The 14,793-nt window shown below is 66.5% G+C and carries 15 protein-coding genes and 1 tRNA gene; 3 read left to right on the top strand and 13 right to left on the bottom strand.

Annotated elements, in window-relative coordinates; translation table 11 throughout:
• Positions 1-178: 178 nt before the first annotated feature.
• Positions 179-1,378, top strand: a complete 1,200-nt coding sequence (locus AB4089_RS02995; protein WP_441407834.1) for an acetyl-CoA C-acetyltransferase — start codon at positions 179-181, stop codon at positions 1,376-1,378.
• 61 nt (positions 1,379-1,439) lie between these two features.
• Complete coding sequence (locus AB4089_RS02990; protein ID WP_441407833.1) at positions 1,440-1,928, top strand: aminoacyl-tRNA deacylase; 489 nt, start codon at positions 1,440-1,442, stop codon at positions 1,926-1,928.
• Positions 1,929-2,052: 124 nt separating this feature from the next.
• Here AB4089_RS02990 and AB4089_RS02985 read toward each other — a convergent pair whose 3' ends face one another.
• The 11 genes from AB4089_RS02985 to AB4089_RS02935 all read right to left on the bottom strand — a co-directional run bounded on the left by AB4089_RS02985 (position 2,053) and on the right by AB4089_RS02935 (position 11,033).
• Complete coding sequence (locus tag AB4089_RS02985) at positions 2,053-2,967, bottom strand: 5'-nucleotidase C-terminal domain-containing protein (RefSeq protein WP_441407832.1); 915 nt, start codon at positions 2,965-2,967, stop codon at positions 2,053-2,055.
• Positions 2,958-3,902 (bottom strand): metallophosphoesterase, encoded by a 945-nt coding sequence (locus AB4089_RS02980; RefSeq protein ID WP_441407831.1) that lies wholly within the window; start codon positions 3,900-3,902, stop codon positions 2,958-2,960. The genes AB4089_RS02985 and AB4089_RS02980 overlap by 10 nt, the downstream gene beginning before the upstream one ends.
• A gap of 229 nt (positions 3,903-4,131) precedes the next feature.
• Positions 4,132-4,509, bottom strand: coding sequence for a 50S ribosomal protein L7/L12 (gene rplL / locus AB4089_RS02975; RefSeq protein ID WP_441407830.1), 378 nt, complete (start codon positions 4,507-4,509; stop codon positions 4,132-4,134).
• A gap of 77 nt (positions 4,510-4,586) precedes the next feature.
• A complete protein-coding gene (rplJ, locus tag AB4089_RS02970; RefSeq protein ID WP_441407829.1) occupies positions 4,587-5,180 on the bottom strand; it encodes a 50S ribosomal protein L10 in 594 nt (197 codons plus the stop codon).
• Positions 5,181-5,534: 354 nt separating this feature from the next.
• On the bottom strand, positions 5,535-6,644 hold the full coding sequence (locus AB4089_RS02965; protein ID WP_441407828.1) for a GNAT family N-acetyltransferase: 1,110 nt from the start codon (positions 6,642-6,644) through the stop codon (positions 5,535-5,537).
• Positions 6,645-6,847: 203 nt separating this feature from the next.
• Positions 6,848-8,011, bottom strand: a complete 1,164-nt coding sequence (locus AB4089_RS02960; RefSeq protein ID WP_441407827.1) for a GNAT family N-acetyltransferase — start codon at positions 8,009-8,011, stop codon at positions 6,848-6,850.
• A gap of 178 nt (positions 8,012-8,189) precedes the next feature.
• Complete coding sequence (gene rplA / locus AB4089_RS02955; protein WP_091251962.1) at positions 8,190-8,897, bottom strand: 50S ribosomal protein L1; 708 nt, start codon at positions 8,895-8,897, stop codon at positions 8,190-8,192.
• A gap of 184 nt (positions 8,898-9,081) precedes the next feature.
• Entirely contained in the window at positions 9,082-9,513 is a 432-nt protein-coding gene (rplK, locus tag AB4089_RS02950) for a 50S ribosomal protein L11 (protein WP_018773647.1), read from the bottom strand.
• Positions 9,514-9,642: 129 nt separating this feature from the next.
• Positions 9,643-10,482 carry a transcription termination/antitermination protein NusG gene (gene nusG, locus AB4089_RS02945; protein ID WP_441407826.1) on the bottom strand — a complete coding sequence of 280 codons (840 nt, stop codon included), beginning with the start codon at positions 10,480-10,482 and terminating at the stop codon, positions 9,643-9,645.
• A gap of 114 nt (positions 10,483-10,596) precedes the next feature.
• Positions 10,597-10,881 carry a preprotein translocase subunit SecE gene (gene secE, locus AB4089_RS02940; protein WP_441407825.1) on the bottom strand — a complete coding sequence of 95 codons (285 nt, stop codon included), beginning with the start codon at positions 10,879-10,881 and terminating at the stop codon, positions 10,597-10,599.
• 79 nt (positions 10,882-10,960) lie between these two features.
• Positions 10,961-11,033, bottom strand: a tRNA-Trp gene (locus AB4089_RS02935).
• A gap of 278 nt (positions 11,034-11,311) precedes the next feature.
• Here AB4089_RS02935 and AB4089_RS02930 point away from each other — a divergent pair.
• The gene (locus tag AB4089_RS02930) at positions 11,312-12,529 is read left to right on the top strand and encodes a pyridoxal phosphate-dependent aminotransferase (protein WP_441407824.1); all 1,218 of its coding nucleotides are present in this window, start codon (positions 11,312-11,314) and stop codon (positions 12,527-12,529) included.
• Positions 12,530-12,612: 83 nt separating this feature from the next.
• Here the strand turns inward: AB4089_RS02930 and AB4089_RS02925 are convergent, their stop codons facing one another.
• Both AB4089_RS02925 and AB4089_RS02920 read right to left on the bottom strand, forming a co-directional pair.
• Positions 12,613-13,245: a LuxR C-terminal-related transcriptional regulator gene (locus AB4089_RS02925; protein WP_390203688.1), complete on the bottom strand. Its 633-nt coding sequence runs from the start codon at positions 13,243-13,245 to the stop codon at positions 12,613-12,615.
• A 65-nt stretch (positions 13,246-13,310) separates the two neighbouring features.
• Positions 13,311-14,708 carry an ATP-binding protein gene (locus AB4089_RS02920; RefSeq protein ID WP_441407823.1) on the bottom strand — a complete coding sequence of 466 codons (1,398 nt, stop codon included), beginning with the start codon at positions 14,706-14,708 and terminating at the stop codon, positions 13,311-13,313.
• Positions 14,709-14,793: the final 85 nt, after the last annotated feature.

Here is a 14,793-nt window from a genome sequence, read left to right as displayed (position 1 = left end):
GCACAAAGTTCCGGCGGGGATCCGGCAGGGATCTGCTGGGGGTTCTGTTGAGTCTTGTTGCAGCGCCGCCGGAGTCTCGCCAGTCGGCGGCGGCGAGGGCCCGGACCGGGCCGAATGGATAGGTGACGGGGCTCACGATAACGTAGACATAAGTCGACGTAGATCGGAAGAAAAAACCATGAGCAATCCTGCAGACAACAACGATGTTGTCATCCTCTCCGCCGCCCGCACCCCCCAGGGACGCCTGAACGGGCAGCTGGCCAGCTTCACCGCCGTCGAACTCGGCAGCCACGCCATCCGGGCGGCCCTTGCCGCCAGCGGCGTCAAAGCCGACCAGGTGGACAGCGTCATCATGGGCCAGGTCCTGCAGGCCGGGGCCGGCCAGAACCCGGCACGCCAGAGCGCGATCGGCGCCGGCATCGGCTGGAACGTCCCCACCGTGACCATCAACAAGGTCTGCCTCTCCGGCCTCACCGCGGTGATCGACGCCGCCCGGATGATCCGCAGCGGCGACGCCACGGTGGTGGTCGCCGGCGGCCAGGAATCCATGACCCGCGCACCGCACGTGCTGCCCGGGTCCCGGCAGGGCTGGGCGTACGGCACCGTCCAGGCCCTCGACGTGGCCGCGCACGACGGCCTGACCGATGCCTTCGACGGCCAGTCCATGGGGCTTTCCACCGAGAGCAAGAACCTGACCCTCGGCATCGACCGGGCTTCCCAGGACCGGGTGGCCGCCCAGTCGCACCAGCGCGCGGCGCGGGCCGCCAAGGACGGGTTCTTCGACGGCGAGATCGCCGCGATGAGCGTCAAGCAGCGCAAGGGCGACCCGATCACCGTCACCTCCGACGAGGGCATCCGGCCGGACACCAGCGTCGAATCGCTGGCCGGGCTGCGCGCCGCGTTCGTCACGGACGGAACCATCACAGCCGGCAACTCCTCTCCCCTGTCCGACGGCGCCGCCGCCCTGGTGCTGACCAGCCGGAAGTTCGCCGAGGACAACGGCCTGGACTACCTCGCCGTCGTCGGCAAGCCTGGCCAGGTCGCCGGTCCGGACAACTCGCTGCATTCCCAGCCGTCCAACGCCATCAAGAACGCCCTGGACAAGGCCGGCTGGTCCGTCGCCGACCTCGACTTCATCGAAATCAACGAGGCCTTCGGCTCCGTGGCGGTCCAGTCCCTGAAGGACCTCGACTATCCGCTGGAGCAGTGCAACATCCACGGCGGTGCAATCGCCCTGGGCCACCCGATCGGGGCCTCCGGCGCCCGACTGGCCCTGCACGCGGCCCACGAACTCAAACGCCGCGGCACCGGCAAGGCGGCCGTGTCCCTGTGCGGCGGCGGCGGACAGGGCGAGGCCCTGCTGCTGTACCGCAACTGAACCGCCACCCGCAGACCCAAGAGAACCGGCAACGACCAGGAGCAGGAAAGGCTTGACGCGGATGGTGGAACAACGGACAACCAGCGGTGGCCGCGAGCGGTTCCTGGCCGACGCCGCGGCCCGCGGCCTGGACGTCGAGATCGTGGAACGCCTCGCCGCCAGGAGCCTTGAGGAGGCGGCCGGAATCCTGGGAATCCAACCCGCGGATATCGTGAAGTCCCTGGTGGTCAAGCACAAGGACGGGAGCTTCCTGTTCGCCCTGGTCCCGGGCGACCGCCAGATCTCGTGGCCCAAGCTGCGGGCGCTGCTGGGCGTCAACAAACTCTCGCTCCCGGCGGCGGAAACCGCGTTCGAGGCCACGGGGTACGAGCGCGGCACGATTACGCCGCTGGGCAGCATCCGCCCCTGGCCGGTCTACGCCGACCGGACCATCACGGGCCGGCGGATCTCCATGGGTGCCGGGGAACACGGCTACAGCGCCTTCGTGGACGCCGACGCCCTGACGGCGGCCCTGGGCGCCGTCGTCGCGGACATCACCGAACCCAACTAGCCCGCGCGGGTTAAAACCAGCACCTCTTAAAGCAACGCGGGGTCACCTACAGCCCATCCGGCGGTCAGGATGGGACGCAGGTGACCCCGCGTTGCTTGGTGGGCGTGCTGGGGTGGCGGGGGTGCTAGGCCGTGACGGTCAGCGGCGCCCCGTTGACGGTGAGCCGCCAGTTGGCCTGGCTGAAGGTGGCGACGTCCAGGGTGCCGCGGTCCACGACGTAGTCGATGATGCGCTGCCGGATCTCGCGCTGGCTGTTCGAGAGCACCGGTGCGCTCTTGACGGCCGGGAAATTGCCACCGCCGCTCTGCCGGTAATTGTTGATGGCCAGGGCGAATTCCTGCTCGGGCCGCAGCGCCTGGCCGCCGTAGCTGAGGTTGGCAATCCGGTCCCCCGCCGGCCGGGCGAGGTCGATCTCATAGTCCAGCGGCGCGTCCAGTCCGTAGACGACGTCGTAGTTGTAGTCCGGGGTGCCGTTCGGGGCCGCGGCCGTGACGGCGTTCGTGACGTCCTGGGCCCTGGCCGTGGTGGAGGTCACCGGTTTGAAGTACTGCGCGGACCACTCGAGGTAGGCCTTGACCTGCGCCCCGGTGACCTTGATGGACAGCAGCGTGTTGTCGAAGATATACAGTCCGGCGACATCGCGGATGGTCAGCGGTCCGGCCTTGACATCCACTGCCCGGGAGAAGGCCGCCGCAATGGACAGGACGGGCAGCCCGGCCGCGGGACCGTTGGCGAGCTCGGCCTTGATGGTGCTGGCCTGGACGTAATTGATGGCGTCGATCGCGGCGGAATCCTCCCAGCAGGCGGTGGCCGTGCTGAGCGGGGCGGTGGAGGTCCCGATGACCTCGTTGACGTAGCTGACGGTGGCCTCGTGCCCGGCCTGCACGGCCCGGACGACGGCGGGATCGGCGTCGACGGTTTTGGCGTCCAAAAGGAGCGAATGCGCTGAGGTGACGCTCCACTTCCCCTTTTCCTTGGCGAGTCCGAGGTCCATGACCGATACGCGCATGCCCCACTTGAGCGGCTCGGTCAGGAGCACCTGCTTGCCTGTGGCCTTGTTGGTGACGAAGCGCTCCGGGATCTCCAGGTGGGCGTGCCCGACATGGCGTCGATGCCGGGGACTTCCTCGGCGAGCTGGGTGGACGCGTTCTCGGGGAAGGGCAGGGCGTCGCCGTAGGAGGATCCGGGCGTCGCCCCGGAATGGCTCGTGACGATCACGACGTCGGCCCCGGCGGCCTTCACCTGCGGGATGACGGTCCTGGCCTCCTCGACAATGCCGTTGAAGTCCAGCTTGCCCTGGACGTTGTCGCGGTCCCAGAGTGCGCAGCCGGGCGTCACGAAGCCGACCAGGCCGACCGTCAGCCAGCCGCTGTCCGTCTTGATCCGCTTCAGGACGTAGGGCGTGAAGGCTCGCCTGCCCGAGACGGCGTCATGGACGTTCGCGCCCAGGAGCGGGAAGTCCAGTTGCTTCTCCCAGGTCCGCAACAGCGGAATGCCGTAGTTGAACTCGTGGTTGCCCAGCCCCACGGCGTCGTAGCCGATCGCGTTCATGGCCAGCGCCATGGGGTGTTTCACCGTTGCCGAGATGGGCTTGATCTTGGCGAAGTAGTAGGCCAGGGGCGTGCCCTGGATGGTATCCCCGGCGTCGATGGTCAGCGTGTTGGCCGCGCCGCGCTCGGCCCGCATGGCATTGATCAGCGTGGCGGCCTGCGCGATCCCGATCCTGTTGCCGGCGGCATCGGCATAGGCGGTGTTCTTGAAGTAGTCCCAGTTGAAGACGTTGTTGTGCAGGTCCGTGGTGCCGAGGACCGTCAGCGTGAACTGCTTCTTGCTGCCGGGCTGGCCCCCTCCTGGTTGATCGCCGGCCGCCTGTGCTGCCGGGCTGCCGGCCAGCGCGGCGGCGGCTGCGCCTCCGCCCACGAGGGCCGCCGTGAGCATGGCGCGGCGGGAGGGGGAAGTGTTTGGGTCCGTCATTGTGGGTGAACTCCTGAACGTTGGGGGCCGGTGGGCACAAATCCAAAGTCTAGGGTCGCGCCATCAAGTGCGACAGGGGTATCAGAAAAACTTTGCCAAATCCTTGGGCGCCGTTCACCCGCACCCGGGATGTGTATGCCGGGGCCGGGAATGCAGGAAACCCCGCCCACCTGAGTGGACGGGGTTTCCTTCGAGCAGTGCGGATCGCGATGGATCCGGACGGCAGGAGTTACTTGAGGGTAACGCGGGCGCCAGCTTCTTCGAGCTGAGCCTTTGCCTTCTCGGCAGCTTCCTTGGTGGCGCCTTCGAGAACAGCCTTGGGTGCGCTGTCAACCAGGTCCTTGGCTTCCTTGAGGCCCAGGGAGGTGATGGCGCGAACTTCCTTGATCACTGCGATCTTCTTGTCGCCAGCAGCTTCGAGGATGACGTCGAAGTCGGTCTTCTCTTCGGCTTCCTCGGCGGCAGCGCCACCGGCGGGGCCGGCAACGGCAACAGCAGCAGCGGTAACTTCGAAGGTCTCTTCGAAGAGCTTGACGAACTCGGAGAGCTCGATGATGGTCAGTTCCTTGAAAGCTTCAATGAGCTCTTCGTTGGTGAGCTTCGCCATGGTGTGGCGTCCTTCCTATAGTGGTGCCCGGCGGGCCTGAGGCTCGCTGTCGCACCGGAGTCTTATGGAGAAGAGGACTAGTTCTCTTCGGGGGCTGCGGCTTCGGCCGGTGCTTCGGCCTCGGCTGCTGCATCTGCTGCGGGAGCTTCTTCAGCGGCGGGTGCTTCGGCTGCTGCCGGGGCACCGTTCTCTTCTTCAAGCTTGAGGCGCAGTGCGTCAATGATGCGTGCAGCGGCGGCAGCAGGAGCCTTGAGGATGCCTGCAACCTTTGCGAGCTGCAGCTCACGGGACTCGAGTGCTGCCAGGGCAGCAACTTCGGTGGCGTTCAGAGCCTTGCCCTCGAAGTAACCGGTCTTGATGACCAGCTGCTTGTTGGCCTTGGCAAAATCCGTCAGGCTCTTGGCAGCGGCAACTGCGTCACCCTTGATGAACGCGATTGCAGTGGGGCCGGCAAGCTGACCGTCGAATGCTTCGACACCAGCTTCCTTGGCTGCAATGGCGGTCAGGGTGTTCTTGACGACCGAGAACTTGGTTTCCTGGCCGAGAGAAACACGCAGCTGCTTGAGCTGTGCAACGGTGAGCCCACGGTATTCGGTCAGGACAGCGGCGTTCGATTCCTTGAAATCGTTAGTGATCTCAGCTACTGCTGAAACCTTGCTAGGCGTTGCCATAACCCTCCTTCCGGGGATAGTGCCGGTATGTCCGGGTCCCCGCTCAAGAGAGCTAAAACTAAAAAACGCCCCGCGCAGATGCACGGGGCTTGTCTCGACGCGGTCCATGACCACGGAGCTTTGCTTCGTTCACCTGCGCCGGCCGCCCTATGTTCAGGGTCCTTCGTCCGGAAATCCACTGCGCTCTCCCGGCGCGACTGCAGAATTGAGTCTTGCTTGGGAGAGTGGATTTCCAACAACCGACGGTCTTTGGTCATCCCAGCTTACGGGACACCGGGCGCGGGTTCCAAATCGGGCGGGCAGGAGCCCGCCGGACAGGGCCGGACAGGCCCGGCCGGATGAGTCCGCCGTCCCTCAGCTGACGCTCGGGCCGAAGTCGGGGAGTTCTTTCTGCCAGAGGCCCGTGACGCCCGCCGTCGTGAATCCGAGCTGCTGGTTGACCTTCAGGAGGTAGCGGTTCTCCGGGGCGTTCCACGTGTACAGGACACGGGCATCCGGGAACTGTTCGCTGAGCCGTTCCATGTTGGCAACCTTGATCAGCAGACCGAGCTTGTTGCCGCGGTGTTCCTGCAGCACCACGGTGTCATCCTGGAAGACGACATCCGGGCGCAGCGCCAGGACGCTGATGGTGGTCAGGCCTACGAGCGTTCCACTGGCGATGTGCTCGACGGCGGTGACCACCGTCCGGCGGCCCTGGGCGATGGTGACCTCTTCCGCCTCCCGGAGGATTCCGCCGTCGAACACCATCTCCTGGGCGTCCGGGCCGGGCACTTCGTCCTCGCCTGCCTGGTTCTCCAGGGCGGCGACAGCCTCGAGCCACTGGTCAGGACACCGGTCGGTCCAGTGGTGCAGGCGGTAGCGGCCGCCATTGGCTTCCTCGGCCTCGGCCTCGAGCTCGGCGACGAGTTTGCTGTCCAGCGGAAGTGCGCAGGAACTGAACTGTTCGATGTGCTGCAGGGTGTAGCCGGTGTGACGGGCAAATTCGACGTCGCGGCTTCCCAGCGGGACAAATCCGACGCCGCTGCCGGGCACGAGCTGCTCGGCTTCCGGGTCCCTCAGGGTGGATCCCGGGTGATTCGTGTCGATCAGGATGGTGTGGCGGCCCTCGTCCCGGGCCAGGTGCTCCGCGGCCTCCAGCAGCTGCCGCCCCACGCCCTGGCGCCGGAATTCCGGCAGGATGTCCAGCGTGAATTCGGCGAGGTCGAGGTTGTCCACGAGCGGCAGCGCGATGTCCGCCGTCCCGACAATCACGCCGTCGATCTTGGCGACAAGGATCACCTGGCGTTCGTAGGGGTCCGCCATCTCGAGGAGCTTCTCCTGCGGCGCATAGGCGAGGTCGTCGGTGCCCCAGGTCTGCATCCGGACTCTTCTTCCCACCTCGACGGCGGCCAGAAAGTCCGCGGCATCGGGCGCGTCAAGGGAATCGGGGATCCACAGCTGCTCAATCCGTACTTCGTTTGCCATAGAGGGCATCTTCCCAGCCGTTGTGCCATCCACCATCGGTCCGGCCCGGCTCACACCGGGCCTTCAACCGCCAGCATATGCCGGTTTGGGCCACTCTTCCATTGGTGACGCGGGTCCATTAGTGACGCTGGTCCATTGGTGACGCGGGTCCATTGGTGACGCGGACGGTTTCGCTCCAGTGGCTTCCCCGCCGCCGCGGGAGGTCAGTTCCGGCCGCCGCGACCAGCTGCGCCCGCGGGGGCCGCGGTCCGCTGCCACTCGCCGTCGTAACCGGCCGCCTTGAAGCCCAGTGCGATGTTGATGCTGAGCATGTGATCGTTTTCCGCGGCGTTGTAGGTCAGCACACGCCGCACCGCAGGGAATTGTTCCCGCAATTGGCGCAGGTTGAGGATCTTGATGAGCGTGCCGAGCCGGTGGCCGCGGTGGTTCGCCGCGACCAGGGTGTCGTCCTGGCTGGCCAGCCAGGGCTTGTCCGGTTCAGTTTGGAGGACCGTGTAGGCGGCCAGCTCCCCGGTKGCCCGGTGCCGTGCCGCCGCCACCAGGGAGGACTGGCCGGCCCGCCGCCAGACGTCCTCGACGTGGCGGACCCGGGCGACGTCCCAGGTCTCCGGCTCGTAGCTCAGCGCGCCGCTGGGCGCGTCGGTGCTCATACGCGACATCAGCACCGCGAGCCCGGCGGCGTGTTCCTCGGGGCAGGCATCCCTCCAGTGCAGGAGCTCGTAGTCCCCCGCGTGGGCCAGGGCGTCCCGTTCCAGAACGTCAAGGTCCTCGGTGTTGAGGTCCGCGGTGTTGGGGTCCGCGGTGGGCTGGAGGTCGAGGGAGCTGAACCGTTCCACCTGCTCGAGGCGGTAGCCGGCGTGTCCGGCGAACCGGACGCCGGGCGCGGCGGCGGGAAGCGCCCCGGTGCCCGTGGCGGGCCTGATGACGTTTGGGCCGTCGACGTCGAAATCGGCCGGGTGCTCCGTGAAGGTCTGCAGTATGGTCCGTCCGTCGGCTGCGGCCACCGCTTCGGCGTGCTCCAGCAGTGCCCGGCCGATCCCCCGGCCGGTAAAGGCATCCAGGACACTCAGGTGCAGAAGCGCGCTGCTGAGATTGTCCTGCAATTCGAAGCGGACCCAGGAGCTGGCCACCATGCGTCCGTCGACCCGGACGAAAAAGAGCCGCACCCGGGTGTAGGGACTGTCCCGCCAGTACTGAAGACGCGCTGCCGGGGACGTGGCCCGGTCAAGGTTGCCCCACGTCTGCAGGACGAGCTCATCGGAGAGTGCCATGAATTCCAGGAAGTCCGCTGCGTCGGCACCAACGCCAGCGCCGTCAAGGCTTGCGGGCAGGGAAAGGGGCTCGATGAGGTACGACGGCGTAGTCACCGGGACAGCCTAACCGGCAAGTCCGGCCACTCCAAGGGCTCCGGGACGGCTGATGCGTCCGGGACGGCGGGGTTCCCGGGCGCCGAAACGGCGAAAGGCCGCCCCGCTGGTGCAGGACGGCCTTTCGCTTGGAACTGGAGGCGCCGTGGGGCTGGTGGCGCCGTGGATCCGGTGAGGACTAGACCTCGGTCAGGACCTTGGTGACGTTGGGGTCAACCGAGATGCCCGGGCCAAACGTGGTGGCGACGGTGGCCTTCTGGATGTAGCGGCCCTTGGAAGCGGACGGCTTGAGGCGAAGGACCTCTTCCAGTGCTGCCGCGTAGTTCTCGGCCAGCTTGATGGCGTCGAAGGAAACCTTGCCGATGATGAAGTGCAGGTTCGAGTGCTTGTCGACGCGGAAGTCGATCTTGCCGCCCTTGATGTCGTTGACAGCCTTCGCGACGTCAGCGGTCACGGTGCCGGTCTTCGGGTTCGGCATCAGGTTACGCGGACCCAGGACCTTACCGAGGCGGCCAACCTTGCCCATGAGGTCAGGGGTGGCGACGGCGGCGTCGAAGTCGGTCCAGCCGGCGGCGATCTTTTCGATCAGGTCATCGGAGCCAACGAAGTCGGCGCCGGCTGCGATTGCAGCCTCAGCCTTGTCGCCCGTTGCGAAGACGAGGACGCGGGCGACCTTACCGGTGCCGTGCGGCAGGTTGACGGTGCCGCGGACCATCTGGTCGGCCTTGCGAGGGTCAACGCCCAGGCGGAAAGCGACCTCAACGGTGGCGTCGAACTTGGACGGGTTGGTGTCCTTGGCGAGCGTCACTGCCTCGAACGGCGCGTAGAACTTCTCCGCGTCGATCTTGGCGGCGGCTGCCTCATATGCTTTGCTGCGCTTTGCCATGCTGCTTATTTCTCCTTGTGCAGTTGTGGTCTGCGGACCGCGCTGGGCCCTGCCACAGGCGGTATTCCGGCTGGATTATCTGTTCCGGAATTCCGCTTTTCAATGTTTAGGTGGTGCCGGCTGGCCGGCGGTGCTGACGGCGTCGTGATCGGTTGCCCGAACCCGGCCCATCAGCGGAAGGGAATTAACCCTCGACGGTGATACCCATGGAACGGGCGGTGCCGGCGATGATCTTCGCTGCGCCTTCGAGGCTCGTGGCGTTGAGGTCTTCCATCTTGGTGGTGGCGATCTCGTTGACCTGGGCCTGGGTCAGCTTGGCAACCTTGACGGTGTGCGGGGTAGCCGAACCCTTGGCGACGCCAGCAGCCTTCTTGATGAGCTCTGCAGCCGGCGGGGTCTTGGTGATGAACGTGAATGAACGGTCTTCGTAGACCGTGATTTCCACGGGGATAACGTTGCCGCGCTGGGCTTCCGTCGCAGCGTTGTACGCCTTGCAGAATTCCATGATGTTGACACCGTGCTGGCCAAGCGCAGGACCGATCGGCGGGGCCGGGTTAGCGGCACCTGCCTGGATCTGCAGCTTGATGAGGCCGGTGACCTTCTTCTTGGGAGCCAATGTAGGTCCTTCTCTCAAATACGTCCTGGGGCACAGGAGCGTGCCTCAGGTTGGTGGCCGCCATGGCAAGGCGGCCGGCCGCTCCGTGACTGCTAAGCGGGCAGTCCGGGGCGAATTCTGTGGGAACAGCTAGATCTTGCTGACCTGGTTGAACGCCAGGGTGACCGGAGTCTCGCGCTCGAAGATGGACACCAGCACCACGAGGGTCTGGGAATCGATCTTGATCTCGGAGATCGTGGCGGGGAGGGTCTCGAACGGGCCTTCCTTGACGATGACCGACTCGCCAACCTCGAAGTCGACGTCGACCTGGGCGGCGGCGTGCTTGACGGGCTTGCCCTTCTCGGCCTGCTCTTCTTCGAAGACCGGGGCGAGCATGGAGAAGACCTCATCGAGGCGCAGCGGGACCGGGTTGTGGGCGTTGCCCACGAAGCCGGTGACGCCGGGGGTGTGGCGGACGGCGCCCCAGGAGGCGTCCGTCAGGTCCATGCGGACCAGGACGTAACCGGGGATGCGGACGCGGTTGATGACCTTGCGCTGAGCGTTCTTGATCTCAACGACTTCCTCCATCGGAACCTGGATTTCGAAGATGTAATCTTCCATGTCCAGGGTCTGGATGCGGGTCTCAAGGTTGGCCTTGACGCGGTTCTCGTAGCCTGCGTAGGAGTGGATGACGTACCAGTCACCCTCCTGGCGGCGCAGCTTGCCCTTGAATTCCTCGGCAGGGTCGACCTCGGCCTTGGCGGCCGCGGCTGCCAGCGCGTCGGTATCTTCGTCGGATTCTTCGGCGTCTTCAACGTCGGTATCTTCAGCGTCGCCGGCTTCGGCAGCTTCTTCCGCGACTACGGCCTCGTCAGCGACGTCGGATTCGGGCGCAGCAGACGCAGCCTCGGACTCTTCCGTGGCTTCCACCGCGGCGTCCTGGCGCTTATCCAGCTCAGTCTCAGTTACCTCGAGCTCCTGCTCAGACACTTGGTCTCCTGCTTCCTCAATTGCCTAACATGCCTATTTAAATGACTCAATTCCGCACACTCCGCGGAACCTCCGGTTTCCCGGGGCATCCACGCAGTCTGCGGACCGGTCCCCTTAGCGGTCCGTGGGGCCGCTGCCGCCGAAGACCCAGCCGACCGCGGTCCCAAAGGCCAAGTCGAGCAGGGTGACGATCACCATCATGATGGTGACGAACACCAGCACCACGAGCGTGTAGTTGATCAGTTCTTTACGGGTCGGTGCGACGACCTTCTTCAGTTCGCCAATGACCTGGCGAATGAAGATCGCGATGCGAGCGAAGAAGCCGGGCTTGACGGCATTCTTGGCGGGGCGGCCTTTGGAGCTGCTGGCAGCTGTTTCGGTCACCTGGTCCTCACTCATCCTCGCAATGATCGGATACCCGGCTCTGAACTGAACCATGGTTGCTGCGCTGGTTCCGGAATTCCCGGAACAGCATGCGCAGGGCAGACAGGACTCGAACCTGCAACCTGCGGTTTTGGAGACCGCTGCGCTACCAATTGCGCCACTACCCTTCGGGGCGAAAATCCGTTCCGGCCGACGCGTTTCCCCAGGCTTCCCTGAGGCGCAGGCCATCATCGTGTTTTCAACACCGGAGAACCAGTCTACGCAACAACTGCGCCTACGTCGAACCGGCCCTCTTCCGGACCCCTGCGGACCTGCGCAAACGGGCTGACAGCGGTCAGTCACAATTGCGTTCAGGCACCCCGGAGGATCCGGTGAACAGCATAGAGTAGATTTCGTCGATTCCCATATTCAGCCTTCCAGCTGCAAGCGAAGAACGGACCCGCCCATGTCTTCTGCCCGCATTTCCCGGCGCATTTCCGCCATAGCCGAATCCGCCACTCTGGCCGTCGATGCCAAGGCGAAGGCGCTGAAGGCAGCCGGCCGGCCGGTCATTGGCTTTGGCGCCGGGGAACCCGATTTCCCAACTCCGGACTACATCGTGCAGGCAGCCATCGAGGCCGCCAGCCAGCCGAAGTACCACCGATACTCCCCCGCCGGCGGCCTTCCCGAGCTGAAGCAGGCCATCGCGGACAAGACCTTCCGCGATTCCGGCTACAAGGCCACGGCAGCGCAGGTGCTGGTGACCAACGGCGGAAAGCAGGCCGTCTACAACACCTTCGCGACGCTCCTGGATCCGGGCGACGAGGTCATTGTTCCCACCCCCTTCTGGACCACGTACCCCGAGGCCATCCGGCTGGGCGGCGGGGTACCCGTGGAGGTCTTCGCGGGCCCGGAGCAGGGCTACCTGGTCACGGTGGAGCAGCTGGAAGCCGCGCTCACGGAGCGCACCAAGATCCTCCTGTTCGTCTCCCCCTCCAACCCCACGGGCGCCGTGTACTCCCCGGAGCAGGTCAAGGAGATCGGCCAGTGGGCGGCGTCCAAGGGCCTGTGGGTGGTCACCGACGAGATCTATGAGCACCTGACCTACGACGGCGTGCCCTTCACCTCGATCGCCACCGCAGCACCGGAACTGGGCGACAAAGTGGTCATCCTCAACGGTGTCGCCAAGACCTATGCCATGACCGGCTGGCGGGTGGGCTGGATGATCGGACCGGCGGACGTCATCAAGGCCGCCACCAACCTGCAGTCCCACGCGACGTCTAACGTCTCCAACATTCCCCAAATGGCCGCCCTCGCCGCCGTGTCCGGGCCGCTGACCGCCGTCGACGAGATGAAGGTGGCCTTTGACCGCCGCCGCAAGGCGATCGTCGCCGGCCTGAACGCGATTGACGGCGTTGACTGCCCGACGCCGAAGGGCGCGTTCTACGTCTACGCGGACGTCCGCGCGCTGCTGGGCAAAGAGTTCCCGTCCGCGAACGGTCCGGTGCGGCCGGCCACCTCCGCCGAACTCGCGACGCTCATCCTGGATGAGGTGGAGGTCGCTGTGGTTCCCGGCGAGGCGTTCGGCCCGTCCGGGTACCTGCGCCTGTCCTATGCCCTCGGCGACGAGGACCTGGCCACGGGCGTCGCCCGCCTGCAGGACTTCCTCGGCAAGGCGAAGTAGCCCGCCCCAAACCCCCGATGCGCCATCACTTGTGGTTGCTTTGCCCCCGTCAAGAGGACCCCAAGTGATAGCGCATCGCTGGGTTAAAGCAGGCGGCGCTCGGCGGCCCAGCGGGTCAGCTCGTGGCGGCTGGAGAGCTGGAGCTTGCGCAGCACGGCCGAGACGTGGGTTTCAACGGTCTTGATCGAGATGAACAATTCCTTGGCCACTTCCTTGTAGCTGTAGCCGCGGGCGATGAGGCGCATCACCTCGAGTTCGCGCGCCGAGAGCTTGTCCAGTTCGTCATCGGCGATGTCCGCCGGGGCCGTGCCGAACGCGTCAAGGACGAAGCCCGCCAGCCGGGGCGAGAAGACGGCGTCGCCGCCGGCCACGCGGCGAACGGCGCCGCTGATTTCCGCGCCGGAGATTGTCTTGGTGACATAGCCGCGCGCACCCGCCCGGATCACGGAGACCACATCCTCCGCCGCGTCGGAGACGCTCAGCGCCAGGAACCGGGTGGTGCCCAGCAGCGGCGCCGAGCCGGCCAGGACTTCGCGCCCGCCGCCACCCCGGCCGCCCGGGAGATGGACGTCCAGCAGCACGACGTCGGGTCGCTGCGTTGCGATGACGGCGATCGCCTCTTCCACGGTTCCGGCCTCCCCCGCGACGACGATGTCCGGGTCCAGGTCCGCTTTCAGCCCGGAACGGAAGATGGCGTGGTCGTCGACGATCACCACCCGAACGTGGGCCGTATTTCCTGATGACTGGTTGTCGTGCGCCGGGGTTCCTGGTGCTGGGCTGGTCACTGCTTGGCCTCTCCGTTGACGTTGTTGGCGGCAGCCGCCGCGGTTCCGCCAGATGCGAGCGTGGCGACGGCGGGCAGCCGCAGCCGCACCTCGGTGCCGTCCGGGCTGCTGATGATGGCGGCGGTGCCTCCGTGGCGGTTCATCCGCCCGATGATCGATTCCCGGACACCGAGCCTGTCCGGCGGAACCGACTCCGGGTCGAAGCCCTGGCCCCGGTCCTTGATGAAAACCTCTGCGGCGGCGTCGGTAACTTCCAGATACACGGACACGGCTCCGCCTCCGTGCCGGGCGGCGTTGAGCATGGCTTCGCGGGCCGCCTGGACGAGGGCCTCATGGCGTTGGGTCATGGCGCAGTCCCCGACGCTGACCACTTCAACCGCGTGCCCCAATGAGTCTTCGACCTCTGCGGCGGCAGCCATGATGCCCTCAGACAGCTGGCCGGACTCCTTGCCGGCATCCCGGTACAGCCAGCCCCGCAGTTCGCGCTCCTGTGCGCGGGCAAGCCGGATGACGTCGTGCTCGTTGCCGGCACGGCGCTGAATCAGGGCGAGCGTCTGCAGCACGGAATCGTGGAGGTGGGCTGCGATCTCGGCGCGCTCGGTGGCGCGCACCCGTCCCGCGCGTTCGGTCTCCAGGTCACGCCAGAACTTCAGCCCCCAGGGCAACAGCACCAGGGCCACGCCGCCGAGCACCGCCACCGAGGCCAGCAGGGCAAGCCAGGTCTGTTCCCAGGACCCCGAGCCGGACACCATGACCAGCACGCCGGCCACCACGAGGGCCAGCCCGGCCGCAAGCCGCGCCCAGCCGCCGGCCTGGTCCGCCTTGGTCTTGTCCACGAGCCCGGCCCGGCGCGTCTCGTCCAGTTGCATCCAGGCGATCGCGGCACCGCCCAGGATCGCCGCCACGGGAATCAGGGTGCCCAGCGGGACGTCAACACCGAGGAGCCGGGCGATCAGGATCCCGGCCGCCAGCAACAAGCCGGCGCCCAGAAGGATCTCCTTGCCGAACGGCATGCCGGGCACCTTGGACCACCAGGAACCCTGCGGTGCCGTGCCGCGCGTGCCGCGGGATCCCGACCCGCCCGGGGTTCCGGGCGTGCCGGGAGCCGGCGCGGTGCCCGTGGCTCCGGGGACGTCCGGGAGGCTTACCGCCGGGGCGATCGGCGACGCCGGGCGGCGGGCGTTGCGCCGGGCGCTTTCGTCCGCCGTGGGGACCATGATCCAGAGCCAGGCGTAAAAGGCCACCCCCGCGCCGCCTGCGAGGGCAGCCACCACCATGCCGATCCTGACCATGCGCACCGGCCAGCCCAGGTGGTTGGCGAGGCCCGCGCAGACGCCGGCAATCACGCGGTCGCTGCTGCGGACCAGCGGCGGGCGGGCGGGCGGGGTACTCATGCATCAATCCAAGCATGGATCGGGGTTCCCCGGACGAGTTTCGGGGCCCGGCCGGGGGACACTCAGGGACCATTCAGGGTGTTCC

Origin of the sequence: Arthrobacter sp. 2MCAF15, from assembly GCF_052115605.1 — a bacterium.
Lineage (GTDB): Bacteria > Actinomycetota > Actinomycetes > Actinomycetales > Micrococcaceae > Arthrobacter.
Note: the sequence above shows the minus strand (reverse complement) of the source record. Positions and strands in the feature narration are given on the sequence as shown.

What these genes read in the sequence shown, in the direction of transcription:
- rplL (WP_441407830.1), bottom strand. Translation starts at nt 4,509, where the DNA reads ATGGCGAAGCTCACCAACGAAGAGCTCATTGAAGCTTTCAAGGAACTG.
- secE (WP_441407825.1), bottom strand. Translation starts at nt 10,881, where the DNA reads ATGAGTGAGGACCAGGTGACCGAAACAGCTGCCAGCAGCTCCAAAGGC.
- AB4089_RS02995 (WP_441407834.1), top strand. Translation starts at nt 179, where the DNA reads ATGAGCAATCCTGCAGACAACAACGATGTTGTCATCCTCTCCGCCGCC.
- AB4089_RS02980 (WP_441407831.1), bottom strand. Translation starts at nt 3,902, where the DNA reads ATGACGGACCCAAACACTTCCCCCTCCCGCCGCGCCATGCTCACGGCG.
- AB4089_RS02920 (WP_441407823.1), bottom strand. Translation starts at nt 14,708, where the DNA reads ATGAGTACCCCGCCCGCCCGCCCGCCGCTGGTCCGCAGCAGCGACCGC.
- AB4089_RS02930 (WP_441407824.1), top strand. Translation starts at nt 11,312, where the DNA reads ATGTCTTCTGCCCGCATTTCCCGGCGCATTTCCGCCATAGCCGAATCC.
- AB4089_RS02965 (WP_441407828.1), bottom strand. Translation starts at nt 6,644, where the DNA reads ATGGCAAACGAAGTACGGATTGAGCAGCTGTGGATCCCCGATTCCCTT.
- AB4089_RS02990 (WP_441407833.1), top strand. Translation starts at nt 1,440, where the DNA reads ATGGTGGAACAACGGACAACCAGCGGTGGCCGCGAGCGGTTCCTGGCC.
- rplJ (WP_441407829.1), bottom strand. Translation starts at nt 5,180, where the DNA reads ATGGCAACGCCTAGCAAGGTTTCAGCAGTAGCTGAGATCACTAACGAT.
- rplA (WP_091251962.1), bottom strand. Translation starts at nt 8,897, where the DNA reads ATGGCAAAGCGCAGCAAAGCATATGAGGCAGCCGCCGCCAAGATCGAC.